General features: G+C 70.1%; 24 protein-coding genes. 18 read left to right on the top strand and 6 right to left on the bottom strand.

Annotation, left to right across the window (positions count from 1 at the left end):
- The first annotated feature begins 2 nt into the window (after positions 1 to 2).
- The 7 genes from AC1DJH_RS29365 to AC1DJH_RS29395 all read left to right on the top strand — a co-directional run bounded on the left by AC1DJH_RS29365 (position 3) and on the right by AC1DJH_RS29395 (position 7,299).
- The gene (locus tag AC1DJH_RS29365; protein ID WP_478188094.1) at positions 3 to 1,031 is read left to right on the top strand and encodes an ABC transporter ATP-binding protein; all 1,029 of its coding nucleotides are present in this window, start codon (positions 3 to 5) and stop codon (positions 1,029 to 1,031) included.
- A gap of 35 nt (positions 1,032 to 1,066) precedes the next feature.
- Complete coding sequence (locus AC1DJH_RS29370; RefSeq protein ID WP_478188095.1) at positions 1,067 to 2,146, top strand: extracellular solute-binding protein; 1,080 nt, start codon at positions 1,067 to 1,069, stop codon at positions 2,144 to 2,146.
- A gap of 10 nt (positions 2,147 to 2,156) precedes the next feature.
- The gene (locus AC1DJH_RS29375) at positions 2,157 to 2,978 is read left to right on the top strand and encodes an ABC transporter permease (protein ID WP_478188096.1); all 822 of its coding nucleotides are present in this window, start codon (positions 2,157 to 2,159) and stop codon (positions 2,976 to 2,978) included.
- Positions 2,929 to 3,477, top strand: a complete 549-nt coding sequence (locus AC1DJH_RS29380; RefSeq protein WP_472121509.1) for a TIGR00725 family protein — start codon at positions 2,929 to 2,931, stop codon at positions 3,475 to 3,477. The genes AC1DJH_RS29375 and AC1DJH_RS29380 overlap by 50 nt, the downstream gene beginning before the upstream one ends.
- Before the next feature lie 34 nt (positions 3,478 to 3,511).
- Positions 3,512 to 5,029 carry an AMP nucleosidase gene (locus AC1DJH_RS29385; protein WP_472121512.1) on the top strand — a complete coding sequence of 506 codons (1,518 nt, stop codon included), beginning with the start codon at positions 3,512 to 3,514 and terminating at the stop codon, positions 5,027 to 5,029.
- 127 nt (positions 5,030 to 5,156) lie between these two features.
- A complete protein-coding gene (locus AC1DJH_RS29390; RefSeq protein ID WP_478188097.1) occupies positions 5,157 to 6,167 on the top strand; it encodes a Bug family tripartite tricarboxylate transporter substrate binding protein in 1,011 nt (336 codons plus the stop codon).
- 136 nt (positions 6,168 to 6,303) lie between these two features.
- On the top strand, positions 6,304 to 7,299 hold the full coding sequence (locus AC1DJH_RS29395) for a Bug family tripartite tricarboxylate transporter substrate binding protein (RefSeq protein WP_478188098.1): 996 nt from the start codon (positions 6,304 to 6,306) through the stop codon (positions 7,297 to 7,299).
- Between the two features lie 21 nt (positions 7,300 to 7,320).
- On the opposite strand, the gene AC1DJH_RS29400 is transcribed toward AC1DJH_RS29395, so the two are convergent.
- Positions 7,321 to 8,022 (bottom strand): ArsR/SmtB family transcription factor, encoded by a 702-nt coding sequence (locus AC1DJH_RS29400; protein ID WP_478188099.1) that lies wholly within the window; start codon positions 8,020 to 8,022, stop codon positions 7,321 to 7,323.
- Between the two features lie 81 nt (positions 8,023 to 8,103).
- Between AC1DJH_RS29400 and AC1DJH_RS29405 the strand changes: the two genes are divergently transcribed.
- On the top strand, positions 8,104 to 9,276 hold the full coding sequence (locus AC1DJH_RS29405; RefSeq protein WP_478188100.1) for a cytochrome P450: 1,173 nt from the start codon (positions 8,104 to 8,106) through the stop codon (positions 9,274 to 9,276).
- Here the strand turns inward: AC1DJH_RS29405 and AC1DJH_RS29410 are convergent.
- Entirely contained in the window at positions 9,234 to 10,232 is a 999-nt protein-coding gene (locus AC1DJH_RS29410; RefSeq protein WP_478188101.1) for a flavin-nucleotide-binding protein, read from the bottom strand. The two genes, AC1DJH_RS29405 and AC1DJH_RS29410, sit on opposite strands and share 43 nt — an antisense overlap.
- Positions 10,229 to 10,885 (bottom strand): glutathione S-transferase family protein, encoded by a 657-nt coding sequence (locus AC1DJH_RS29415; protein WP_478188102.1) that lies wholly within the window; start codon positions 10,883 to 10,885, stop codon positions 10,229 to 10,231. Before AC1DJH_RS29415 ends, AC1DJH_RS29410 begins: the two co-directional genes overlap by 4 nt.
- Before the next feature lie 122 nt (positions 10,886 to 11,007).
- Between AC1DJH_RS29415 and AC1DJH_RS29420 the strand changes: the two genes are divergently transcribed.
- Positions 11,008 to 11,898: a LysR family transcriptional regulator gene (locus AC1DJH_RS29420; protein ID WP_478188103.1), complete on the top strand. Its 891-nt coding sequence runs from the start codon at positions 11,008 to 11,010 to the stop codon at positions 11,896 to 11,898.
- Here AC1DJH_RS29420 and AC1DJH_RS29425 read toward each other — a convergent pair.
- Genes AC1DJH_RS29425 through AC1DJH_RS29435 form a run of 3 tightly spaced genes read right to left on the bottom strand, consistent with a single transcriptional unit; the run spans position 11,895 to position 14,007 of the window.
- Entirely contained in the window at positions 11,895 to 12,500 is a 606-nt protein-coding gene (locus tag AC1DJH_RS29425) for a hypothetical protein (RefSeq protein WP_478188104.1), read from the bottom strand. The two genes, AC1DJH_RS29420 and AC1DJH_RS29425, sit on opposite strands and share 4 nt — an antisense overlap.
- On the bottom strand, positions 12,497 to 13,144 hold the full coding sequence (locus AC1DJH_RS29430) for a hypothetical protein (protein WP_478188105.1): 648 nt from the start codon (positions 13,142 to 13,144) through the stop codon (positions 12,497 to 12,499). The genes AC1DJH_RS29425 and AC1DJH_RS29430 overlap by 4 nt, the downstream gene beginning before the upstream one ends.
- Before the next feature lie 20 nt (positions 13,145 to 13,164).
- On the bottom strand, positions 13,165 to 14,007 hold the full coding sequence (locus AC1DJH_RS29435) for a hypothetical protein (protein WP_478188106.1): 843 nt from the start codon (positions 14,005 to 14,007) through the stop codon (positions 13,165 to 13,167).
- A gap of 82 nt (positions 14,008 to 14,089) precedes the next feature.
- Between AC1DJH_RS29435 and AC1DJH_RS29440 the strand changes: the two genes are divergently transcribed.
- The 9 genes from AC1DJH_RS29440 (at position 14,090) to AC1DJH_RS29480 (ending at position 22,927) form a co-directional block, all read left to right on the top strand.
- Entirely contained in the window at positions 14,090 to 15,085 is a 996-nt protein-coding gene (locus tag AC1DJH_RS29440; RefSeq protein ID WP_478188107.1) for an ATP-binding cassette domain-containing protein, read from the top strand.
- Positions 15,086 to 15,088: 3 nt separating this feature from the next.
- Positions 15,089 to 15,916 (top strand): ABC transporter permease, encoded by an 828-nt coding sequence (locus AC1DJH_RS29445; protein ID WP_478188108.1) that lies wholly within the window; start codon positions 15,089 to 15,091, stop codon positions 15,914 to 15,916.
- Positions 15,917 to 16,028: 112 nt separating this feature from the next.
- Positions 16,029 to 16,763 carry a DUF3348 domain-containing protein gene (locus tag AC1DJH_RS29450; RefSeq protein ID WP_478188109.1) on the top strand — a complete coding sequence of 245 codons (735 nt, stop codon included), beginning with the start codon at positions 16,029 to 16,031 and terminating at the stop codon, positions 16,761 to 16,763.
- On the top strand, positions 16,760 to 19,330 hold the full coding sequence (locus AC1DJH_RS29455; protein ID WP_478188110.1) for a DUF802 domain-containing protein: 2,571 nt from the start codon (positions 16,760 to 16,762) through the stop codon (positions 19,328 to 19,330). Before AC1DJH_RS29450 ends, AC1DJH_RS29455 begins: the two co-directional genes overlap by 4 nt.
- Positions 19,330 to 20,001 (top strand): OmpA family protein, encoded by a 672-nt coding sequence (locus tag AC1DJH_RS29460; RefSeq protein WP_478188111.1) that lies wholly within the window; start codon positions 19,330 to 19,332, stop codon positions 19,999 to 20,001. Before AC1DJH_RS29455 ends, AC1DJH_RS29460 begins: the two co-directional genes overlap by 1 nt.
- Positions 19,994 to 20,638, top strand: a complete 645-nt coding sequence (locus AC1DJH_RS29465) for a DUF2894 domain-containing protein (protein ID WP_478188112.1) — start codon at positions 19,994 to 19,996, stop codon at positions 20,636 to 20,638. Before AC1DJH_RS29460 ends, AC1DJH_RS29465 begins: the two co-directional genes overlap by 8 nt.
- A 78-nt stretch (positions 20,639 to 20,716) precedes the next feature.
- On the top strand, positions 20,717 to 21,172 hold the full coding sequence (locus AC1DJH_RS29470; RefSeq protein ID WP_478188113.1) for a MarR family winged helix-turn-helix transcriptional regulator: 456 nt from the start codon (positions 20,717 to 20,719) through the stop codon (positions 21,170 to 21,172).
- Positions 21,173 to 21,230: 58 nt separating this feature from the next.
- Entirely contained in the window at positions 21,231 to 21,656 is a 426-nt protein-coding gene (locus AC1DJH_RS29475) for an organic hydroperoxide resistance protein (RefSeq protein WP_435437611.1), read from the top strand.
- A 155-nt stretch (positions 21,657 to 21,811) separates the two neighbouring features.
- Positions 21,812 to 22,927, top strand: coding sequence for a DUF2855 family protein (locus AC1DJH_RS29480; RefSeq protein WP_478188114.1), 1,116 nt, complete (start codon positions 21,812 to 21,814; stop codon positions 22,925 to 22,927).
- Positions 22,928 to 22,937: the final 10 nt, after the last annotated feature.

The following is a 22,937-nucleotide window of genomic DNA, read 5'->3' on the forward strand; positions in this document are numbered from 1 at the left end:
CCATGAGCCTCCTTCTCGACAACGTCAGCTACAACTACCCCGGCAGCACGCACGGCCTGCACGACGTGTCGCTGGACGTGCGCACCGGCGAACTGGTCGCGGTGATCGGGCCCAGCGGTTCGGGCAAGTCGACGCTGCTGAAGCTGGTGGCGGGCCTGGAAACCGGCCACACCGGGCGCATCGCGCTGGGCGGCGACGACATGTCGCGCACGCCGGTGCACCAGCGCCACATCGGCATGGTGTTCCAGAGCTATGCGCTGTTTCCGCACCTGAGCGTGCTCGACAACGTGGCCTACGGGCTCAAGCTGCGCAAGGTAGCCACCGCCGAGCGCCGCCAGCGCGCGCAGGACCTGCTCGACATCGTGGGGCTGGGCGACTACGCGCAGCGCGGCATCGCGCAACTCTCCGGCGGGCAGCAGCAGCGCGTGGCGCTGGCCCGCGCGCTGGCCATCGACCCGCGCGCCCTGCTGCTCGACGAGCCGCTGTCGGCGCTCGACGCCAGCGTGCGCGGCCACCTGCGCGACCAGATCCGCGCCATCCAGCAGCGCTTCAACGCCACCACGCTGCTGGTCACGCACGACCAGGAAGAAGCGCTGGTGATGGCCGACCGCGTGGCCATGCTGAAAGACGGCCGGCTGCTGCAGATCGCCACGCCGCGCGACATCTACGAGCACCCCGCGAGCCGCGCGGTGGCCGAGTTCGTCGGGCTCTCGACGATCCTGCCTGCGAAGGTGAGCGGCCCCGATCGCATCGACCTGGGTTTTGCCGAGCTCGCCGCGCCCACCGGCACACGGGCCTTCGGCGCGGCGGTGCACGTGCTGGTGCGCCCCGAGCACATCCGGCCCGACCCGGCGCCCGGCAGCCTGAACCTGCTGGCGGGCCGCACCGGCGCGCAGCGCTACCTGGGCGCGCTCACGCGCTACGACTTCGAAGTGCCGGGCGCGGCCAGGCCCTTCCTCGCCGAATCGGCATTGCCCGCCGCGCAGGCCATCGCCATCGCGCCCGAACACCTTCGTTTGCTCGACCACTGACCGAGCCTTTCCTTCATTTCCTCCAAGGAGCCACCATGCAACGCAGACATCTGATCCAGGCCGCAGGCGCACTGTCCCTGTCCACGCTCGCGGCCCGCGCCGCCTTCGCCTTCGACGGCCCCGAGCTCTACGCGGGCGAGAAGGCGCTGTACGCCGAGGCGCAGAAGGAAGGCCTGTGCGTGTCCTTCGACACCGGCCCCGAATGGGCCAACTGGAAGTCGCTGTTCGCGGCCTTCAAGAAGCGCTACCCCGAGATCGAGCTGACCTACAACGACATCGGCTCGGCCGCCACCGTGGTCGCGCTCGAAAAGACCAAGCGCCGCCCGCAGGCCGACACCGCCTACTACTTCGCGGCCTCGGGCGTCGATGCCGCGAAGAAGGACGTGGTCGCACCCTTCAAGCCCGCCAACTTCGACAAGCTGCCCCCGGTGTTCCGCGAGGCCGAGGGCCGGTGGTTCACCATCCACACGCTGAACATCGCGTTCCTGGTCAACAGGAAGCTGGTGAAGAACGTGCCCACGGGCTGGGCCGACCTGCTCAAGCCCGAATACAAGAGCTCGGTGGTGTACCTCGACCCGCGCTCCACCGGCATCGGCCAGGTGCTGACCTTCGCCGCGGCCTACGCCAACGGCGGCAGCGTGGACAACGTGCAGCCCGGCACCGACTACCTGGGCAAGCTGCACTCGGCCGGCAACGTGCTGCGCGTGGAAGGCACCACGCCGTACGCCAAGTTCCTCAAGGGCGAGATCCCGGTGTGGATCAGCTACGAGAACGACGGCCTGAAGGCCAAGCACGTCGACGGCATGGGCGACGCGGCCGAGGTCGTGATTCCGAAGGAGGCCAGCGTGGCCGCGCCGTATGCCATCAGCCTGGTGAAGAACGGGCCGAACCCCAACGCCGGCAAGCTGTGGCTGAACTTCGTCATGAGCGAGGCGGGCCAGACGCTGTTCGCGCAGGGCTTCGTGCGCCCCGCCGTGCCGGGCACGCCGCTGTCGGCCGACATCGCGGCCAAGATGCCGGCCGCGCCGCAGATCCGTCCGCTCGACGTGGTGAAGGCCTCGGAGCGCAAGGCCGAGGTCGACAAGCTCTGGGCGCTGGCCGCCCTGGGCAAGTAAGCAGCCCGTGATGCGACGCTTCGGCGCCTGGCCCGCATGGGCCTTCATGGCGCTTTTCTTCGCGGTGCCGCTCGCGGCGCTGCTGCCCGAGGCCTTTGCCAACGGCGGCAGCGCCTTCGGGCGGCTGTTCGGCAACGCGCTGTTCTTCGGGGCACTGCGCAATACGCTGGCCCTGGGGCTGGCGGCGGGCGCGGGGTCTGCGCTGGTGGGCACGTGCATCGCGATCGAGCTGGCGCGCCAGCCCGCGCATCGGCGCCAATGGATGATGACCTTGCTGGGCCTGCCGCTGGCGTTCTCGGGCCTGGTGATCGCCTACGGCTTCATCCTGGCCTTCGGGCGCGCGGGCTTCGTCACGCAGCTGCTGGCGGGGCTGGGCGCAGACCCGGCGCTGATCGGCAGCTGGATCTACAGCGTGTCGGGGCTGGGCTTCGCCTATGCCTATTACCTGATTCCGCGCGTGGCGCTGTCGCTGTACCCGGTGTTCGCGAACCTCGACCTGCGCCCGGCGCAGGCGGCGCGCACGCTGGGTGCATCGAAGGCGCGCGCGTTCTGGGACACGGTGGTGCCCGAGGTGATGCCCTCGGTGCTGTCGAACGCCTGCATGGTGGCCGCGATCGCGATGGGCACCTACGGCACGGCGCTGGCGCTGGTGGGCACGCAGCTGAACATCCTGCCGCTGATGCTGCTGGCGCAGGTGGGCGACGGCGGTTCCGATTTCGCGGTGGCGGCGGCCTTGTCGCTGGTGCTGATGGTGGTGTGTGTGATCGTGATGGGAGTGGGCGATGTCTTTACGCGAAGGCGCGAGCGCGGTGCTGTCGGCGCCGGTCACTGAGGCGCTGACGCGCCTGGCGCAGCGGCAGTGGGGGCCCGCGCGCCACCGACAGCCGGTGGCCATCCTCGGCCCGGGCGACGGAGGGCCGGCCGAGTGCGAAGCCGCCTATGCGGTGGCGCACGCGCTGGCCGGCGCGGGCATGGCGGTGGTGTGCGGCGGGCGCGGCGGCGTGATGGCCGCGGCCTCGCGCGGTGCGGTGGAGGCCGGCGGCATTGCGGTGGGCATCCTGCCCGAGGAAGACGACCGCAACGCCAACGAGTGGCTCAGCGTGGCCATCCCCACCGGGATGGGCGAGATGCGCAACGGCATCATCGCGCGCAGCGGCGTGTGCCTGGTCGCCATCGGCGGCAACATGGGCACGCTGTCGGAGATGGCGATGGGGCTGAAATGGGGCAAGCCGGTGTTCGTGATGCACGGCGACGTGGAGCTGCCGGGCGCCGTGCAGGCTGTGGATGTGAACGACATGCTGGTGAAGGTGCTGGGCTGCCTGCTGGACTGAGATGCCGGCACGCGTGGCACTGCACAATGCCGTCATGCCCTACATGCCCACCTTCGTCGCCCCCGCCCGCTTCACCGACGCAGCCGCCGCGCTGGACCAGGTCAAGGCCATCTACCAGGGCGGCATCGCCCACCTTCGCGAGTCGATGCTGCGCTTCGTGGCCGGCGAGGCGCTGCCCGGCCGGGTGCGGGCCTGCTACCCGTTCGTGCGGGTGCACACGCACACCGTCTCGCGCCACACGCCGCCGGCCAACGCCGGCCTGAGCTACGGTTTCGTGGCCGGCCCCGGCCGCTACGAGACCACGCTGACGCGGCCCGACCTGTTCTCGCGCTACTACCTCGACCAGTTCCGCCTGCTGCTGGAGAACCACCAGGTCGAGATCGAGGTGGGCACCAGCACACAGCCCATTCCCATTCACTTCTCGTTCGCCGAAAACGACCACATCGAAGGCACCATGAGCAACGAGCGCCGCGCGCTCATGCGCGACGTGTTCGACCTGCCCGACCTGGGCGTGATGGACGACGGCATCGCCAACGGCACCTACGAGGCGCGCGACGGCGAGGCGCAGCCGCTGTCGCTGTTCACGGCAGCGCGCGTGGACTACTCGCTGCACCGCCTGCGCCACTACACGGGCACCGCGCCCGAGTGGTTCCAGAACTTCGTGCTGTTCACCAACTACCAGTTCTACATCGACGAGTTCGTGCGCCTGGGCCACGAGGCCATGGCCGACGAGAACAGCGAGTACGTGGCGTTCATCGAGCCCGGCAACGTCATCACGCGCCGGCGCGGCCTGGCGGCCGGCCAGAGCCAGACCTTCGGCCACCTGCTCGACGGCAGCCAGGGCACCGCGCCGCCGCGGCTGCCGCAGATGCCGGCCTACCACCTGGTGCGCGAGGACTACAGCGGCATCACCATGACCAACATCGGCGTGGGCCCGGCCAATGCCAAGACCATCACCGACCACATCGCCGTGCTGCGTCCGCACGCCTGGATGATGCTGGGCCACTGCGCCGGCCTGCGCAACACGCAGCAGCTGGGCGACTACGTGCTGGCCCACGCCTACGTGCGCGAGGACCACGTGCTCGACGAGGAGCTGCCGCTGTGGGTGCCGATTCCGGCGCTGTCGGAGATCCAGCTCGCGCTCGAGCAGGCGGTGGCCGACGTCACGCGCTACGAGGGGCCCGACCTGAAGAAGATCATGCGCACCGGCACCGTGGCCAGCACCGACAACCGCAACTGGGAGTTGCTGCCGGGCAACCAGCCGCAGCGCCGCTTCAGCCAGAGCCGGGCGGTGGCGCTCGACATGGAAAGCGCGACCATCGCGGCCAACGGCTTTCGCTTCCGGGTGCCCTACGGCACCCTGCTGTGCGTGAGCGACAAGCCGCTGCACGGCGAGATCAAGCTGCCCGGCATGGCCAACCACTTCTACCGCGAGCGCGTGGAGCAGCACCTGCGCATCGGCATGCGGGCCATCGAGATCCTGCGCGAAGAGGGCTCCACGCGGCTGCACAGCCGCAAGTTGCGCAGCTTTGCCGAGGTGGCGTTCCAGTAGGAACGACCCCGCGGGCTGTTGTGGCGGGGCGCGGGCGTCCATCAGGGTTTGTCCCCGCCTGCGGGGGTGGGGGATTGCGGTGTTTCGCGGACATCATCCGGACTACCCACAGTCAACCGGAAAAAAGATGCCGCAGTCGCCTTCCGCTTTTGTCTCGCGCCGACACTTCTCGGCATGGATCGCGGCTTCGGCCGCCGTTGCCGGCACCGGGGGCGCCGCACTGTGGCCCGCCGGCGCGAACGCCGCCGACGCCCCGCTGAGCAACAGGCTGCGCATCGTCATTCCCGCCGAGCCAGGCGGCGGCTGGGACCAGACCGGCCGCGGGCTCGGCGCGGCCATGCTGGCCTCGGGCGCGGTTGGCAGCGTGGTGTACGACAACATCCCCGGCGTGGGCGGCACGCTCGCCTTGGCGAAATACGTTGAGAAGTACAACGCCGACCCCGACACGGTGCTGATGAGCGGCATGGTCATGGTCGGTGCGCTCGCGCTGCAGAAGCCCGCCGTCACGCTGGCCGACATGACCCCCATCGCCCGCCTCACCAGCGACTACGAGGTGGTGGCGGTGAAGGCCGACTCCCCCCTGAAGAGCACGAGCGACCTGATCGCGCAGCTGCGCGCGGATGCCGCCGCCACCGTCATCGCGGGCGGCTCGGCCGGCGGCGTGGACCACATGTTCGCCGGCCTGCTGGCGCGCGCTGCGGGCGCCTCCGCGTCGCTGGTCTACCTGGCGCACGCGGGCGGCGCACAGGTGGTCGAGGCGCTGGAATCGGGCAAGGCCGCGGCCGGCATCTCGGGCCACAGCGAGTTCGCCGAAGGCCTGGCGAGCGGCAAGCTGCGCGCCATCGGCGTGTCGGCCAAGCGGCCGTTCCTGGGCATTGCGTCGGCGCGCGAACAGGGCGTGGACGCCGACCTCGCCAACTGGCGCGGTGTGTTCACCGGGAAGAAGGTGCCGCCGTACCGCAAGACCGCGCTGCTGGAGGTGGTGCGCCGCGCGACCGCCACCGATGTGTGGCAGAAAACCATCAAAACCAACAACTGGGAAGCCTTCTGGCTGGAGGGCAAGGATTTCGAGAACTTCCTCGCACTCGACACGGCGGCAGCCGGTCCCCTGATTCAGCAACTCAAGCTGAAAGCCTGATTCGCCAGGCACATCGAAGCCGCCGGCGAGGACCGCTGCGGCCCGGTGACTCGGGTTTTCCCTAGGCAATCAATGTGAAGGGCTGACACGGTTTTCGGACATCATCCGGTTACTTTTACAGACAATCGGAAACAAAATGCCGCATTCCGCGCCCGTCGGCCTCTCTCGCCGCAGCCTCGCCGCATGGATGGCCGCAGGTGTGGTGCCCGCCGCGCTGTGGCCCAGGATGTCGGGCGCGGCCGAACCGCAACTGGCACCCAAGCTGCGCATCGTCATTCCTGCCAATGAAGGCGGCGGTTGGGACCAGACCGGCCGCGCGCTGGGCGCGGCCATGGTGGCCGCAGGCGCGGTGGGCGAGGTCAGCTACGAGAACATCGGCGGCAAGGGCGGCACCATCGGCCTGGCGAAATACGTCGAGAAGTACGACGCCGACCCCGACACCCTGCTGATGAGCGGCATGGTCATGGTCGGTGCCGTCGCGCTGCAGAAGCCCGCCGTCACCCTGGCGCAGGTCGCGCCCGTGGCGCGGCTCACCAGCGACTACGAAGTGGTGGCGGTGAAGGCCGACTCCCCCATCAAGACACCCAAGGACCTGATCGCGCAACTGCGCGCCGACGCCGCGAAGACGGTCATCGCGGGCGGCTCGGCCGGCGGCGTGGACCACATGTACGCGGGCATGCTGGCGCGCGTGGCGGGCAACGCGGGCTCGCTGGCCTACCAGGCGCACCCGGGCGGCGCGCAGGTGGTGGAGGCGCTCGAAACGGGCAAGGCCGCGGCCGGCATCTCGGGCTACAGCGAATTCGCGGAGCAGTTGGCCAGCGGCAAGCTGCGTGCCATCGGCGTGTCGGCCAAGCGGCCCTTCCAAGGCATTCCGTCGGTGCGCGAACAGGGCGTGGACGCCGACCTCGCCAACTGGCGCGGCGTGCTCACCGGCAAGAAAGTGCCCGCCGAACGCCGCGCCGTGCTGCTCGAAGCGGTGCGCCGCGCCACCGCGGCCGACCTCTGGCAAAAAACCATCAAGCGCAACAACTGGGACGCGTACTGGATGGCGGGCAAGGACTTCGAGAGCTTCCTGGACCTGGACACGGCCATGGCCGGGCCGCTGATCTACCTGCTGAAGCTGAAGGCCTGATCCTGCGGCGCGCCGTTCGCCTCAGGCGAACAGCTCCGGCATTTCGCGCTGCGCCTTCGGCGTCAGCGTGAGCGCGCGCCCGTCGAGCGCCTGGCGCACCCAGCCCCGGCGCAGCGACAGCTGCAGCCATGCGGCCCCCAGCGCGCCGCCCAGATGCGCACGCCGCTCGCTCCAGTCCAGGCAGGCACAGGCGAAGCGGCGGCGCGAGCGGCGCACCGCATCGACGTCGACACCCAGGCTCTGCAACGCGATCGCGCCTTCGGGCGTGAGCTCGTACGAGCCGCTCTGCAGGCCGCTGAGCCAACCTTGCGCATGCAGCCGGTCGTGCAGCGCGACGCCGGCGGTGCCCGCCATGTGGTCGTAGCAGGTGCGCGCGCTGCGCAGGCGGCTCGGCGTGCTGGGCTCGAAGGCGGGCGTGCGCGGGGCGCCGGCCAGCACCATCAGGCTTTCGAGGGCGGCGGCGACGTCGTGGCTGGCCAGGCGAAAGTAGCGGTGCTTGCCCTGCACCAGCAACTCGACCAGCCGCTCTTCCTTCAGCCGCGCCAGGTGCGCGCTCGCAGTGGACGCGGCCACCTCCGCCACGGTGGCGAGCTCGGTCGCGGTGCGCGCGTGGCCGTCCATCAGGCAGCTCAGCATGCGGGCGCGCGCCGGCTCGGCGATGGCGCCGGCCAGGCGGGCCAGCTGGAAGTCGACGCTGGAGGAAGGCGAGTCGGTGGTGTCCATCGGCGCATCGTAGAACGGCGGTGCATCCCACACTTCGCTCGCGGGCGAAGTGTGGCGGCAGTGTCGATCGCACACTGCGGCATGAACCCCGATACCCCCGATAACCCCGACACCCCCGCCGACCCGGTCGCGGCCGCCACGCATGCCGACCCCTATCCGTACTACGCAACCCTGCGCGAAGGACCGCCGCTAGCATGGAACGATGCGCTGCGCGTGTGGATCGCGAGCCGCGCGGACGTCGTCGCGCAGGTGCTGCAGGCGCACGGTGCGCTGCGCGTGCGACCGGCGGCGGAACCGGTGCCCCGTGCCCTGTTGGGCAGCGCGGCCGGCGAGGTGTTCGGCCACCTGGTGCGCATGAACGACGGCGTGGCGCATGCGGCGCACCGGCCCGCGCTGCAGCGGGCGCTGGCCGGACTCGACCTGCACGCGGTGCGAGAGGCCGCCTTGCAGGTGGCACAGCGCGTGCCGCAGCGGCAGCCGCTGCCGGACACGCTGTTCTCGATGCCCGTGCAATCGGTGGCGCACCTGCTGGGCTTTGCCGACGTCGCACTGCCGCAGGTCGACCGGTGGATGCGCGACTTCGTCGCCTGCCTGTCGCCGCTGTCCACGGCCGGCCAGCTGCAGGACGCCAGCGCGGCGGCGGGCGCACTGATGACACGCTTCGAAGCGCTGGTGGCCGGCGCGCCGCCGCGCCACGGCACGCTGCTGCACGGCGTGCTGGCCGACAGCGCGCCGCCGTCACGCGCGTTGCTCGCGAACCTGGTCGGCCTGCTGTCGCAGACCTGCGATGCCACGGCGGGCCTGCTCGGCAACAGCCTGGTCGCCGTGATGCGCGAGCCTTCGCTGCGTGAAGCGGTCCGCACGCGCGATGGGCTGCAGGCTGTGGTTGAAGAGACGGCGCGGCACGACCCCTCCGTGCAGAACACGCGGCGCTTTGCAGTGGAGGCCGTCGCCATCGCGGGCACCACGCTGGCCGAAGGTGACGCGGTGCTGGTGCTGCTGGCCTCGGCCCACCGCGACCCGTCGTTCAACCCCGAGCCGGACCGCTTCATGCCCGTGCGCGCCCAGCGCCGCATGCTCGGCTTCGGCCATGGCGTGCACGCCTGCCCGGGCCAGGCCCTGGCCTGCACGCTGGCGGCGGCCGGCCTCCAAGCCCTGCTGGCCCGCATGCCCGCGACCGACCTTGCAGCGCGGCGCCTGCGCGGCTGGCGCTACCGCCCGTCGGCCAACGCGCGCATTCCGGTGTTCCACTGACCGGTGCCCGCAAGGTGCGGCGACAGCTGCGCGTCGCTCCAGCGCAGCGGCAAAGCCGCCGGGCGGCGCAGCGCGTGCGTCACGTGAAAGCGCATCAGCCGTTCCGCGCCTTCGAAGGCCTCGACCTCAGGCCCGCTCCACACGATCTCGGCCGTCGCCGCCACGTGCAGCAGGTCGCCGCTGTCGAAGTCGATGAACAGCAGCCCCGCGCGCGGGTGCGCCGCCAGGTTGCCCAGCGTGTTGAAGAAGCGGTTGCCGTTGAAGTCGGGCACGGTGAGCGTGTCGTCGCCGTCGATGCGCACGAAGCCCGGGCGCCCGCCCCGGTGCGACACGTCGACGCCGTGCGAGCTCGCATCGGCCTCGTCGCCGGCCGCCGCTTCGTTCGGGTAGGCGGTGGCGATGAACAGCGTGTCTGCGCTGCCGATGAGGCGGTGCGCGGCCAGGTCGAGCCTGTCGAGCCACTGCGCCGGCTGCACGGGCAGCGCATTGCCCCGGTTCGAAGCGAGCTCGGGCTCGCGCGCCTGGATGTAGCGCGGGCAGTTGCCGAAGCTCTGCTGCACAGCAACCGTGAAGCCCGCGGCATCGAGCGCCTCGACCGTGCCGTTCATGCGGTTGCGCCGCCGCGTGTGCGGCTCGATGCCGAGCAGGCCCAGCGTGGCGCCTTGCGCCAACGGGCCGGCGAGCGGATCGCCCGCGGCGGGCAAGGCATCGACACGCAGGTGCGTGGCGTCGGGCGAGTGCATGAAGCCGGCCGGCGCGGCCAGCACGCTGGCCCAGGGCTGCAGCCCGGCGTCGAGGCTGCCCACCACGAGGAACGGCAGCTGCGCGAAGAACGCGCGGTGCTGGTCGGGCATGTGGTCGCGGATGACGCGTGGCCCCGCGAACTCCATCTGCTCGCGCGAACCCGCCAACGACTGCAGCGCACGTTCGCCCGCATGAAACGGCGCGGCGATCATGCGACCTCCGCCAGCCCGACGGGCGTGCGCACCATCGGAACAAAGCCGGGCAAGGCCTCCACGCGTTCGAGCCAGCCGCGCACGTTCGGATAGGTGGCGAGCGACACGCTGCCTTCAGGCGCATGCGCCACATAGGCGTAGTTCGCGATGTCGGCCAGCGTGGCGGCCGGCCCCGCGAGAAAGGCCTGCTGCTGCAGATGCAGCTCCATCACTGACAGCAGCGCATGCGAGCGCGCGACGGTTTCCGTGGGGTCGGTGGCCAGGCCGAACAGCGCCATGATGCGCGCCGCCGCCGGGCCGTACGCCAGCGGGCCGGCGGCCACCGAGAACCAGCGCTGCACGCGCGCCGCGCCCACCGCGTCGCGCGGCATCCAGCGCGCGGGGTCGCTCGCATAGCGTTCGTTGAGGTAGACCAGGATGGCGTTGGAGTCGGCCAGCGTGAGTTCGCCGTCGTCGATCACCGGCACCTGACCGAAGGGATTGCGCGCCAGGAACTCCGGCGCGCGGTGCTCGCCCTTGCGCATGTCGAGCTCGATGTTCTCGAACGGCAGCCCGAGCATCGTGAGGAACAGGCGCACGCGGTGCACGTGCCCTGAAATTGCAGAGCCGTAGAGCTTGATGGGCTGGGCGGGTCGAGCGGCGGCGGCATTCATGGAGGACCTTTCAGGAGTGAGGAGTGCCGGTGGGGGCGTTGTGCCGATTCTTCTCTCTTGCGCCCGATGAATGAATAGCCACTTCTGTATTTGACTGCTGCGTTTTCCGGTCTAATCGCCGCATGGATCGCTTCAAGGCCATGCAGACCTTCGTTCAGATCGCCGACCAGGGCAGCATGACCCGTGCCGCCGAGGCGCTGGGCACCTCGCTGCCCGCGGTGGTGCGCGCGCTGGCCGCGCTCGAGGCGCACTTGGGCGTGCGGCTGTTCCACCGCACCACGCGCCGGCTGTCGCTCACCGAAGAGGGCCGCCACTACCTGCCGAGCGCGCGCGACGTGCTGCTCGCGGCCGACGCCGCCGACCTCGCGCTGAGGGCCGAGGCCAGCGAGCCCGCGGGCCAGCTCACCATCACCGCGCCGGTGCTGTTCGGCCACATGTACGTGGCGCCCGCCATCGTGCGCTTCATGCAGCGCCACGAGAAGGTGCGTTGCAGCGTGCGGCTGTACGACCGCAGCGTGAACCTGCTCGAAGAAGGCATCGACGTGGGCATCCGCATCAGCCCGCTGGAAGACTCGTCGCTGGTGGCGCAGACGCTGGGCACCATCCGCCGCGTGGTGGCCGCGAGCCCGGCCTACCTGGCGCAGCACGGCGTGCCGCGGCATCCGCGCGACCTGGAAGGCGCGCCCTGCGTGCGCGGCCGGGTCGACATGCCGTCGCAGTGGGTGTTCCGCGAGGGCGGCAAGGCCATCGGCGTGACACCGAGCGTCCGGCTGGAGTTCAACCACAACGCGCCGGCCATCGAGGCGTGCGCGGCGGGCATGGGTTTCGGCACCTTCTTCTCGTACCAGGTGATGCCGCACGTGGCGCAGGGACGGCTCGCGCTGGTGCTTGAAGACTTCGAGCCGCCGCCGCGCCCGGTGAGCGTGATCTACCCGAACGCGCGGCTGCTGCCGGCGCGCACGCGGGCGTTCATCGCGTGGATGAAGACGGAGTTCAGCGGGCTCAGGCTCTAGCCGGGGCCAGCGGATGGCAGCAGGAAGGGCGCGAGCCAATCCGGTTGCGGCGGCTCGCGGCTGTCGTGCAGGCAGATTTCGGAATCCTGCTTCAGCAGCGGCCAGCCGTCGTGCGCGAGCTGGTCCGTCAATGCCTGCACGCGCGCGCTGAACTCGGCCCACGGCTCGCGGCTGCACAGCGTCACGAAGCAGGTGTCGGCGTCCTCGCGCAGGCTGTCGCGCGACAACTGCGCGCCATGCACCTCGCACAGGCGCCGCAGGTCGGCCATGTCGTGCAGCTGGCGCAGCTTGCCGCGCCACTCGAAATACCGGCCCGGGTGGCCGAAGCGTTCGGAGTCCTGCACCGGGGCGTCGACCTTCACATCGAGCACGGCCATGCCCGCATGCGCCAGCCACTGCGCCAGCGCCATCGCCTCGGCCCGGGCCTCCTCGAGATCGGCGCGCAGCCAGGCCGTGGCCGAAGGTTGCCGTTGCTGCACGCCGTGGTGGTGGTCAATCAGCAGCGGCCGCAGCCCGACCTGCTCGCACGTCGCGACAAAAAGGGGAATCTGGGAATCGTGCAGCGCGCCGCAGGTCAGGTGCAGCTCCAGCATGCCCTTCATCGCGCCACCGCCGGTTCGGGCAGCGGCTTGCCGTCGCACAGCGCGGCAGCGTCGAGGGCCATGCCGTGCACCGCCTCTTCGAGCCCGAGGTTCAGCACCGACATGAACTCCCCGTTGCCGCTGGCGAAGTTGGTGCGCGTGCCCATGCCGTGGTACTGCCGGCTCGCAGTCTTGCCTTCGGGCAGGCGGAAGCTCACCTGGAGCACGACGTGAGAGACGAGGTTCAGGCCCGCAGACCACGCGTGCGCCAGGCGCAGCGCCACGTCCGCGGTGACCTGCCCCGTGCCGCCGCTCGCGGCGGGTCCGCCGAGCACCGGCTGGAACCCGTAGCGGCGGGTCGACTGCAGCGCGCCGCGCGTCCACGCCGTGGCGTCGCCGCTGCGCAGCGACTGCACCGAGCGGGGCGTGGCATGCACCGTCGGCAGCATCACGGTGAGGTTGCCGGCGTTGGCCTTGTTGCTGCGCAGGTCCTCGACGGCCGGCAGGTACAGCGTGCAGCTGCGCACCAGCCGCTGCGATGCGACCGGCGCGCCGTCGGGCCGCTCGGCCGGTTCGGACGCGGGCTCGAACACCATGGGCAGCGGCTCGCTCTCGGTGACCGCACGCGACAGGCCCGGCAGGGCGCACAGCGCGGCCAGGGCCAAGGCGGTTCCTCGCCCGGCCGTCATGGCGCGGCGCTCCGCACCGAATACAGGGCGCCGTCCTGGTCGCGGAACAGCACGCGCCCGGGTTGTTCGTCGAAGCCGGCGCCGGCCAGCGTCACCCACGAGCCGTTGACGTTGAAGCGTGCGGACTTCACGCCGGCGGCACGGGCGCCGTCGATGTCCCTCGCCACGGCGTGCAGGGTCTGCGTCAGCGACTCGCGCATCACGCCGCGCAGCACCTGGCCGTCGTTGGCCGTGAGCCGGCGGATGACGGCGGCGCGCGCCGTGCCGCCGATGGGCGTCTGGAAGATGACCGCGGTGCGGTAGCTCGGCTCGCTGCGCCCGTCCTGCCACAGCAGGGCGGTGGTGCGCGTGGTGAAGGCGCCCAGGCCGGGCTCCAGCGCGTACTGCAGCAGCAGCACCATGTAGCCGGGACCGTCCCTGGTGGCGGCGATCCGGGCCTCGTGCTCGGCCTTTGGCGGCATGGCTGCCAGCACCTGCGAGGAGCGGACTTTCAGCGGGAACGCGGTCGGCTCGGCCAGCGCCGCATCCAGCGCCTTGCCGGCCTCCACGCGGTAGTCGTAGTCCAGCAGCGGCCCGACGATGGCCTGCACCTCGGCGCTCATGTCCTTCTGGCGCGACTGCTGCACCGACGAGTCGATGATCGCGCCGATGAGCCCGCCGCCCATGGCCGCGCTCACGCCGGGGGCCTGCGCGGAGAACATGAAGCTCTCCTGCGCGACGACCACGCGCACGTCGACCGCCTGGACCTTGCCGCGGTCCGCGGCGGCCAGGGGCCGATGAAAGGGGGCGCAGGCGCCGAGCAGCAGCAACACCGACAGCGCAAGCCAGAAACGCAGCATCGTTGGGCCTCCCGCCGCGAAATGCAAACTGGCGTCGATTGTGCCGCCGGCCGAGGGCCCAGGTTGCGCGACTTGTCCATCGATGCAAGCAAGGGGAACGGCTGTTGCGTGCCTGCGTCAGAATGGCCGCGTGCCGCCCTCCTCACCGTCTTCCCCTCCCCCGCTCTTTCACGTCAGCCACCTGCGCAAGCGCTATGGCGACACCACCGTGGTGGACGACCTGTCGTTCGAGATCGCACCGGGCGAATGCCTGGGCGTGATCGGCCCGAACGGCGCGGGCAAGACCACCACCATCCGCATGTGCCTGGGCCTCACCGCGCCCGACGGCGGCGAGATCTCCGCGCTGGGCCTGCAGATGCCGCGCGACGCGCTGGCCATCAAGGCGCAGCTGGGCGTGGTCACGCAGTTCGACACGCTGGACCCCGACTTCAGCTGCGCCGAGAACCTGGTGGTGTACGGCCGCTACTTCGGCTTCGCCAAGGCCCAGGTGCGTGAGCGCGTGCCGCAGCTGCTGGAGTTCGCGGCGCTCTCGCACAAGGCCGACGCGAAACCGGGCGAGCTGTCGGGCGGCATGCGCCGGCGCCTGTCGCTGGCGCGCGCGCTGGTCAACGACCCCAAGCTGCTGCTGCTCGACGAGCCCACCACCGGCCTCGACCCGCAGGCGCGCCACCTGATGTGGGAGCGGCTGCAGGTGCTGCTGCAGCAGGGCAAGTCGATCCTGCTGACCACGCACTTCATGGACGAGGCCGAGCGCCTGTGCTCGCGCCTGCTGGTGCTCGACCACGGCCGCAAGATCGCCGAGGGCCGGCCGCGCGACCTGATCGCCGAGCACCTGGAGCCCGACGTGGTCGAGGTGTACGGCAACGGCGCGGTGGCGCTGGCCGAGTCGCCCGCGCTGAAGGCGATGGCCGCACGGGTGGAGGTCAGCGGCGAGACCGTGTTCTTCTACACGCAGGATGCGCGGCGCCTGCTGGATGCGCTCACGCAGCACGGCGGGCTGCGCACCTTTCACCGGCCGGCGAACCTGGAAGACCTTTTTCTGAAACTCACGGGTCGGCAAATCCGCGAGGACGGTTAGACCATGAACACGACAACTCCCGCTATCACGCCTTCCACGCCTTCGGTGTGGCGCGCGCCCGAGCTCTCCATGCGCTGGTGGCCCGTGTTCCTGCGCAACCTGCTGGTGTGGCGCAAGCTGGCCATTCCGAGCCTGATCGGCAACATCGCCGAGCCGCTGATCTGGCTGGTGGCCTTCGGCTACGGCATGGGCGCGCTGGTGGGCCAGGTGGCGGTGGACGGCGTGAAGGTGCCCTACATCCTGTTCCTGGCCAGCGGCTCGATCTGCATGAGCGCCATGAACGCGGCCAGCTTCGAGGCGCTGTACTCGGCGTTCTCGCGCATGCATGTGCAAAAGACCTGGGACGGCATCATGAACGCGCCGGTGGGGCTGGACGACATCGTGCTGGCCGAGATGCTGTGGGCGGCGTTCAAGTCGATCTTCACCGTCACGGCCATCCTGTTCGTGATGCTCGGGCTGGGCATCAGCCACAGCCCCAAGCTCGTCGTCGCGTGGCTGGTGCTCATCGGCGCGGGCATCACCTTCTCGTCGATCGCGCTGATCTTCAACGCGCTGGCCAAGGGCTACGACTTTTTCACCTACTACTTCACGCTGTTCATGACGCCGATGATGTTCCTGAGCGGCGTGTTCTTTCCGCTGGAACAACTGCCGTCGGCCGTGAAGGCGGTGGCGGCATGGCTGCCGCTGACCAATGCGGTGGCGCTGGTGCGCCCGCTGTTCATGGACCAGTGGCCGGCCGACTGGTGGCTGCACGCGGGCGTGCTGGCGGTGTATGCGGTGGCGGCGTTCTGGCTCGCGCTGGCGCTCACGCGCAAGCGGTTCAGGGGCTGAAGGGCCGGCGAAACGGGCCGTCCCACCGGCGCGTCAGGGGCTGTAACCGGGGCGGCCGGCGCGGGTCTTCGGTGTAGACTGCCAGGTTTTTCGGACTGCGGTATCTGGCTGTATGGCGCAAGTTTCAGGGCGCACAGGATTCAACGGCTCGGCGCTCGTTCGCTTGCTTTCACGGCTCTCCGAAGTCGACGTTCGCGAACCCCGGCAAGTCACCGCCGACCGGCTGAGCCAATGGTTCGGCTGGACCGACGCCATCTCTCTTTCTGCCGCATTGAACGGCAACCCGGCGGCCTCGCCGTCCGGTACACGCGCGTCCTCCAACGCAGAAGAAAACGAATGTAACCGCGTGCGCGCCGCGCTCACGAGCGCCATCGCGCAGGACAGCACCTTCCTGCCGGCACCGGCCTCCACGCCGTTCACCAGGGCCACGCCGTCCAAGGACACCGCCATCGACACTCCGGCCGCACCGACCGCCCCCCTCGACTTCGCACCCTACCGGCAGCGCTACCTGGCCCGCCAACAGGCGATGGACGCGGCCGTGGGCCCGTTGCGCGGCCGGTTGCGCGCCAGGCTGGCGGGCACGTCCAGCGCCATGGCGCGGCTGGCCGGGGTGGACGTGGTCATGGAGCAGGTGCTCGGTGCGCAGGAGCGCAGCCTGCTGGCCACCGTGCCCACGCTGCTCGAAAAGCATTTCAAGCGCCTGCGCCAGGCCGCGCCCGACGGCTGGCTCGACGCCTTCCACCAGGACGCACGCGACGTGCTGCTGGCCGAACTGGACCTCCGATTTCAACCGGTCGACGGGCTGCTCGAAGCCCTTCGCACCAGGCACAAAGACCTTCCTCCATGAACAGATTCCTTCATCACGCGGTCCTTGCCGCAGGCCTGGCCATCGTGGTCTGGGCCGGCGCGGGCTACATCGGCTCGAACCCGCTGGCGCTGGGCGTCACGGTGCTCGTCGGCGCGTTCTACATCATGGGCGCGCTGGAGCTGCACCGCTTCCACCAGGCCACGTCCACGCTGACGAAGGCCGTGGCCGACCTGTCCGCGCCGCCGGCCCACCTGGGCGCGTGGCTGGCCCAGCTGCACCCTTCGCTGCAGAACGCGGTGCGCCTGCGCGTCGAAGGCGAGCGCGTGGGCCTGCCCGGCCCGGCGATGACGCCGTACCTCGCGGGCTTCCTCGTGCTGCTGGGCATGCTGGGCACCTTCCTGGGCATGGTCGTCACGCTCAAGGGCACGGGCATCGCGCTGGAAAGCTCGACCGACCTGCAGTCGATTCGCGCCTCGCTGTCCGCGCCCGTGAAGGGCCTCGGCCTGGCCTTCGGCACCTCGGTGGCGGGCGTGGCCGCATCGGCCATGCTGGGCTTTGCCTCCGCGCTGAGCCGGCGCGAACGCATGCAGGCCGGGCAGCTGCTCGACACGAAGATTGCGACCACGCTGCGCCCGTACTCGCAGGTTCACCAGCGCGAAGAGTCCTTCAAGCTGCTGCAGCGCCAGGCCGAGGCCATGCCCGAGCTGGTCGGCCAGCTGCAGGCCGTGATGGCGGCCATGGAGCGGCAGAGCCTGGCGCTCAACGAGCGCCTCGCCGTGGGGCAAGACAACTTCCACAGCAGGACCGAGGCCGCCTATGTCGGGCTGGCCGCGTCGGTCGACAAGTCGCTGCAGCACAGCCTGACCGAAAGCGCGCGCATCGCGAGCGCGGCGATCCAGCCGGTGGTCGAGGCCACCATGGCAGGCATCGCGCGCGAGACGGCCTCGCTGCACGACACGCTCGCGCAGACCGTTCAGCAGCAGCTCGACGGGCTTTCCACCCGCTTCGAGGCCACCACCGGCCGTGTGGCCGACACCTGGAAGCTCGCACTCGCCGAGCACCAGCGCACGACCGAGGTGCTGTCCAGCGATGTGCGCGGCGCGCACGACCGCCTGGCCGAGGCCTTCGGCGAGCGTTCGGCCGCGCTGGTCGATAGCGTGGCGGCGCGGCTCGAAGGCACCGTGGCCACCGTGTCCGACACCTGGGGCGGCGCACTCGCACAGCACCGGCTCGCGAGCGAGAAGCTGTCCGCCGACACGCAGCAGGCACTGACGGGCGCGGCCGCCACCTTCGCGCAGCACTCGGCCTCGCTGCTGGGCACGGTGGGCCAGGCGCACACCGACCTTCAGAGTGAACTTGCGTCGCGCGATGAACAGCGGCTCGCCGCATGGACACAGTCGCTGGCGTCGATGGCCGAAACGCTTCAAGAAGAGTGGCAGCAAGCCGGCGCCCGCACGCTGGGCCAGCAGCAGCAACTGCTGGACACCATGGCGCAGACCGCGCGCGACATGTCGGCCCAGACCGAAGCGCACGCGAAGAACACCACCGCGGAAATCGCGCAGCTGCTGCAGGCCGCCGCCGAGGCGCCCCGCGTCGCGGGCGAAGTGATGACCGAACTGCGCCAGAAACTCGCCGACAGCATGGACAGCTGGCAGGCCACGCTGGCCGAGCACCAGCGCACGACCGAGGCGCTGTCCGCCGATGTGCGCGGCGCGCACGACCGCCTGGCGCAGACCTTCGGCGAACGCTCGGGCGCGCTGGTCGACAGCGTTGCGGCGCGGCTCGAAAGCGCCATGGGCGGCGTGGGCCAGGCACACGCCGAACTGCAGACGAAGCTGGCCTCGCACGACGAGCAGCGCCTGTCCGCATGGACGCAATCGCTCGCGTCCATGGCGCAGGCGCTGCAGCACGAATGGCAGCAGGCCGGCGCGAACACGCTCGGCCAGCAACAGCAACTGCTGGAGACCATGGCGCAGACCGCACGCGAGATGTCGGCACAGAACGACGCGCATGCGAAGCGCACCACCGCCGAGATCGCCCAGTTGCTGCAGGCGGCTGCGGAGGCACCGCGCGTCGCGGCCGACGTGGTGGCCGAGCTGCGCCAGAAGCTGTCGGACAGCATGGCGCGCGACAACGTGATGCTGGAAGAACGCAGCCGCATCCTGGACACGCTGTCCACGCTGCTGGACGCCGTGAACCACGCCTCCACCGAGCAGCGTGCGGCGGTCGATTCGCTGGTGGCCGCGTCGGCCGACGTGCTGGAGCGCGTGGGCAGCCGCTTCACCGAGAAGATCGACGAGGAAACGCACAAGATGTCGGCCGTGGCCGCGCAGATCACGGGTGGCGCCGTCGAGGTGGCCAGCATGGGCGAGGCCTTCGGCTTCGCGGTGCAGCTGTTCAGCGAGTCGAACGACAAGATGGCCGCGCAGCTGCAACGCATCGAAGGCGCGCTGGGCAAGTCGATCTCGCGCAGCGACGAGCAGCTGGCCTACTACGTGGCGCAGGCGCGCGAGGTGATCGACCTGAGCATCATGTCGCAGAAGCAGATCGTCGAAGACCTGCAGCGCATCGCCGACCGGCAGGCCGCCGTGGGCAGCGAAGCGTGATGCACGACGAGCTCGACGGCGGCACCCACGGCGTGGACGGCGCAGGGCCCGGCGTGCCGGTGTGGGCGGTGTTCGGCGACCTGATGTCGGGGCTGCTGGGCGCGTTCGTGCTGATCCTGGTGTGCGCGCTGGGCATGCAGCTCGAACTGGCCAGCAAGCTGGAGACCGAGGTGCAGCAGCGCCAGGCCGAGGCCAAGCGCCGGCAGACGCTCGAAGAGGCGCTGGCGGGGCCGCTGGCCGCGGGCCGCGTGACGCTGAACAACGGGCGCATCGGCATCAGCGGCAACGTGCTGTTCGCCTTCAACTCCGCCGACCTGCAGCCCGAAGGCCGGCAACTGCTCAAGAGCCTGGCGGGCCCGCTGGCCGCGTACCTGCGCTCGCGCGACGAGATCCTGATGGTGAGCGGCTTCACCGACGACCGGCAGATGCGCGACAACGCACGCCAGTTCGCGGACAACTGGGAGCTGTCGGCACAGCGCGCGCTGACCGTGACGCGCGCGCTGATCGAATCCGGCGTGCCATCGTCGTCGATCTTTGCCGCGGCTTTCGGCGCCGAGCAGGCGGTGGCCTCGAACGCCGACGCCGACGGCCGCTCGAAGAACCGGCGCGTGGAGATGGCGCCGACGCCCCGGCCCTCGCGCTCCGGCACGGGCACGAAGGCCCGTGAATAAAGACGCCGCACCCGACGCAGGCGCGGCGCTGGCCGCGTGGCGCGAGCGTGGCGACGACCGATTCGACCCTGTGCGCTTTCGCTTCATCGAGGCGATGGCGCGCCGCGCTGACGCACACGATGGCGAAGCACGGCGCATGCTCGACGAGCGGATCGCCCGGCTGCTCGCGGCATATGGCGAGGCGCTCGACAAGCGGCCTGGCGCGATCGCCCCGCCGGAAGACGCATCGCTCGCCCGCAGCGCGTTCGCAGACCTCATCGACCACCTCGCGCAGCATGCGCCGCCCCCCGGCGAAGGCCTTGCCGCGCGCGGTGCCACGCCCGACCTGAAGGCCGTCACCTACTTCCGCAGCACCTGGTCCAAGCTCAGCGCCGACCGGCGCCTCACGCAGTCGCTGGCCAAGGTGCCGGACAACGCCGGCCCGCTGAACTCGCACCACCTGGTGCACCGCGCGCTCATCCTGATGCGCGAGCTGTCGCCGGAGTATCTGAACCGGTTCATGTCCTACGTCGATTGCCTGTTGTGGATCGACCAGGCCAATGGCAGCATGGCAGCCGCGGCGGCGGCGAGCGCGCCGCGCGCCGACCACCCGAAGAAAACCGGCCGAGAGAAAACAGGCCGCGGCAAGCCGGCCTGAACGCGGCGGCGCTGCCGCTGAAACCGACGCTTTCAATTTATATTGCACGCAATTCAATTGCTCACTACAATTCAACCCATGCGCTCCACCCCGGTCACCGCCGACGACATGCTCAAGCTGGACAGCCAGCTGTGCTTTGCGGTCTATTCCGCCTCGCTGGCCATGACGCGCCTGTACAAGCCGCTGCTCGAAAAGCTACAGCTCACCTACCCGCAATACCTCGTCATGCTCGCCCTCTGGGAGCAGGACGGCCACACCGTCTCCGCGCTCGGCGAGCGGCTGTCGCTCGACTCGGGCACGCTCACGCCGCTGCTCAAGCGCCTCGAAGCCAATGGCTACGTGAGCCGCGTGCGCGACGTGGCCGACGAGCGGCGCGTGCACATCACGCTCACCGCCGCGGGCCGCAAGCTGAAAGCCAAGGCCGCCAACGTGCCGGCCTGCCTTCTGGCCGCCACCGAATGCTCGGTGCCGGAACTCATTGCGCTTACGCAGCAGATCCAGACGCTGCGCGACCGCATCAAGAAAGCCGCGTAGCGCCTCCACGCGCGGCGAACGTTCACCCCGTCCCTTCACTTCATCAAAGGAAATCACCATGACCACCAAGCTCGACAAAGTGCTCTACACCGCAGAAGCCCACACCGTCGGCGGCCGTGACGGCGCAGGCAAGTCCAGCGACGGCGCCATCGACGTCAAGCTGAGCTCGCCCGGCTCCGGCAAGCCCGGCACCAACCCCGAACAGCTGTTCGCGGTCGGCTACGCCGCCTGCTTCATCGGTGCGATGAAGGCTGTCGGCCCGAAGATCGGCGTGAAGGTGCCGGAAGACGTCGCCATCGACTCCAGCGTTTCCCTCGGCCCGACGAACGGCGGCGCCGCCTACGGCATTTCCGTGAAGCTGGCGATCACGCTGCCGGGCCTGGATGCCGACGCCAAGCAGAAGCTGGTCGACACCGCGCACCAGGTGTGCCCGTACTCGAACGCGACCCGCGGCAACATCGACGTCGAACTCACCATCGCCTGAGTTCACGCTCGGTGCATGAAGGGCGGCCCGGCAACGGGCCGCCTTTTTTTGTGCCCGCCGATGTCTCACGGGTGACGCCGGAACGCGCCGCACGGTAGCGCCTTTCATCCAGCTTGGCTAACGTCGCGGGCACATCCACCGCCGGAGCTTCATCCATGAGCACGACCAGCCTCCTGATTCGCAAAGACCAGCTCGCCACCACGCGCCTGCACACCGCCGACGACGAAGCCCTGGCCGACGGCCAGGTGCGCGTGCGCATCGACAGCTTTGCGCTCACGTCGAACAACATCACCTACGCCGCCTTCGGTGATGCGATGAGCTACTGGCAGTTCTACCCGACCGGTGAAGAAGGCTGGGGCAGCATCCCCGTGTGGGGCTTCGCGAGCGTGGTGCAGTCGCTGCACCCGGGTGTGGCGGTGGGCGAGCGGCTGTACGGCTACTGGCCCATGGCCTCCAGCGCAGTGCTCAGCCCCGGACGGCTTTCGCCGGAACGCTTTGCCGACATGGCCGAGCACCGCGCGGCATTGCCGGCCGTCTACAACCAGTACTTCCGCTGCGCGAGCGATGCGCTCTACACGGCCGGCACCGAAGACATCCAGGCGCTGCTGCGCCCGCTGTTCATCACCTCGTGGCTCATCGACGACTTCATGGCCGACAACGACTTCTTCGGTGCGAAGACGATGCTGCTGTCGAGCGCTTCGAGCAAGACGGCCTACGGCACCGCATTCCAGCTGCACCAGCGCGAGGGCATCGAGGTGATCGGCCTCACGTCGCCCGCCAACGTTGCCTTCTGCGAAAGCCTGGGCTGCTACGACCGCGTGCTGACCTACGACGCACTGGACAGCATCGCGGCCGACACGCCCTGCGTGTACGTCGACTTCGCGGGCAACGGGGCGCTGCGCAACGCGATCCACGAACGCTTCGTCGACCTGAAATACAGCAGTTCCATCGGCGGCACGCACGTCGAGCAGCTCGCGGCCAAGGGCGCGGGCAAGGACCTGCCCGGCCCGCGCGCCACGCTGTTCTTCGCGCCGGCGCAGATCAAGAAGCGCACCGCCGAATGGGGCGCCGAAGAATTCGGCAAGCGCATGGTCGCGGCCTGGCACGCATTCATCGCCGAGGTCACGGACGCCAAAGGCCCTTGGCTGCACGCCGAACATCACCATGGCGGCGAGGCAGTGGTTGCCGCCTATGCGCAGGTGCTCGCGGGCAAGGGCGACCCGCGCAGCGGCCATGTCCTTTCTCTTTACAAACAACCTGTGGGCGCCTGAGACCGCGGGG

The sequence above is a fragment of the Variovorax sp. 10N412 genome (genome assembly GCF_056394985.1).

What these genes read in the sequence shown, in the direction of transcription:
- AC1DJH_RS29365 (WP_478188094.1), top strand. Translation starts at nt 3, where the DNA reads ATGAGCCTCCTTCTCGACAACGTCAGCTACAACTACCCCGGCAGCACG.
- AC1DJH_RS29370 (WP_478188095.1), top strand. Translation starts at nt 1,067, where the DNA reads ATGCAACGCAGACATCTGATCCAGGCCGCAGGCGCACTGTCCCTGTCC.
- AC1DJH_RS29375 (WP_478188096.1), top strand. Translation starts at nt 2,157, where the DNA reads ATGCGACGCTTCGGCGCCTGGCCCGCATGGGCCTTCATGGCGCTTTTC.
- AC1DJH_RS29380 (WP_472121509.1), top strand. Translation starts at nt 2,929, where the DNA reads ATGTCTTTACGCGAAGGCGCGAGCGCGGTGCTGTCGGCGCCGGTCACT.
- AC1DJH_RS29385 (WP_472121512.1), top strand. Translation starts at nt 3,512, where the DNA reads ATGCCCTACATGCCCACCTTCGTCGCCCCCGCCCGCTTCACCGACGCA.
- AC1DJH_RS29390 (WP_478188097.1), top strand. Translation starts at nt 5,157, where the DNA reads ATGCCGCAGTCGCCTTCCGCTTTTGTCTCGCGCCGACACTTCTCGGCA.
- AC1DJH_RS29395 (WP_478188098.1), top strand. Translation starts at nt 6,304, where the DNA reads ATGCCGCATTCCGCGCCCGTCGGCCTCTCTCGCCGCAGCCTCGCCGCA.
- AC1DJH_RS29400 (WP_478188099.1), bottom strand. Translation starts at nt 8,022, where the DNA reads ATGGACACCACCGACTCGCCTTCCTCCAGCGTCGACTTCCAGCTGGCC.
- AC1DJH_RS29405 (WP_478188100.1), top strand. Translation starts at nt 8,104, where the DNA reads ATGAACCCCGATACCCCCGATAACCCCGACACCCCCGCCGACCCGGTC.
- AC1DJH_RS29410 (WP_478188101.1), bottom strand. Translation starts at nt 10,232, where the DNA reads ATGATCGCCGCGCCGTTTCATGCGGGCGAACGTGCGCTGCAGTCGTTG.
- AC1DJH_RS29415 (WP_478188102.1), bottom strand. Translation starts at nt 10,885, where the DNA reads ATGAATGCCGCCGCCGCTCGACCCGCCCAGCCCATCAAGCTCTACGGC.
- AC1DJH_RS29420 (WP_478188103.1), top strand. Translation starts at nt 11,008, where the DNA reads ATGGATCGCTTCAAGGCCATGCAGACCTTCGTTCAGATCGCCGACCAG.
- AC1DJH_RS29425 (WP_478188104.1), bottom strand. Translation starts at nt 12,500, where the DNA reads ATGAAGGGCATGCTGGAGCTGCACCTGACCTGCGGCGCGCTGCACGAT.
- AC1DJH_RS29435 (WP_478188106.1), bottom strand. Translation starts at nt 14,007, where the DNA reads ATGCTGCGTTTCTGGCTTGCGCTGTCGGTGTTGCTGCTGCTCGGCGCC.
- AC1DJH_RS29440 (WP_478188107.1), top strand. Translation starts at nt 14,090, where the DNA reads ATGCAAGCAAGGGGAACGGCTGTTGCGTGCCTGCGTCAGAATGGCCGC.
- AC1DJH_RS29445 (WP_478188108.1), top strand. Translation starts at nt 15,089, where the DNA reads ATGAACACGACAACTCCCGCTATCACGCCTTCCACGCCTTCGGTGTGG.
- AC1DJH_RS29450 (WP_478188109.1), top strand. Translation starts at nt 16,029, where the DNA reads ATGGCGCAAGTTTCAGGGCGCACAGGATTCAACGGCTCGGCGCTCGTT.
- AC1DJH_RS29455 (WP_478188110.1), top strand. Translation starts at nt 16,760, where the DNA reads ATGAACAGATTCCTTCATCACGCGGTCCTTGCCGCAGGCCTGGCCATC.
- AC1DJH_RS29460 (WP_478188111.1), top strand. Translation starts at nt 19,330, where the DNA reads ATGCACGACGAGCTCGACGGCGGCACCCACGGCGTGGACGGCGCAGGG.
- AC1DJH_RS29470 (WP_478188113.1), top strand. Translation starts at nt 20,717, where the DNA reads ATGCGCTCCACCCCGGTCACCGCCGACGACATGCTCAAGCTGGACAGC.
- AC1DJH_RS29475 (WP_435437611.1), top strand. Translation starts at nt 21,231, where the DNA reads ATGACCACCAAGCTCGACAAAGTGCTCTACACCGCAGAAGCCCACACC.
- AC1DJH_RS29480 (WP_478188114.1), top strand. Translation starts at nt 21,812, where the DNA reads ATGAGCACGACCAGCCTCCTGATTCGCAAAGACCAGCTCGCCACCACG.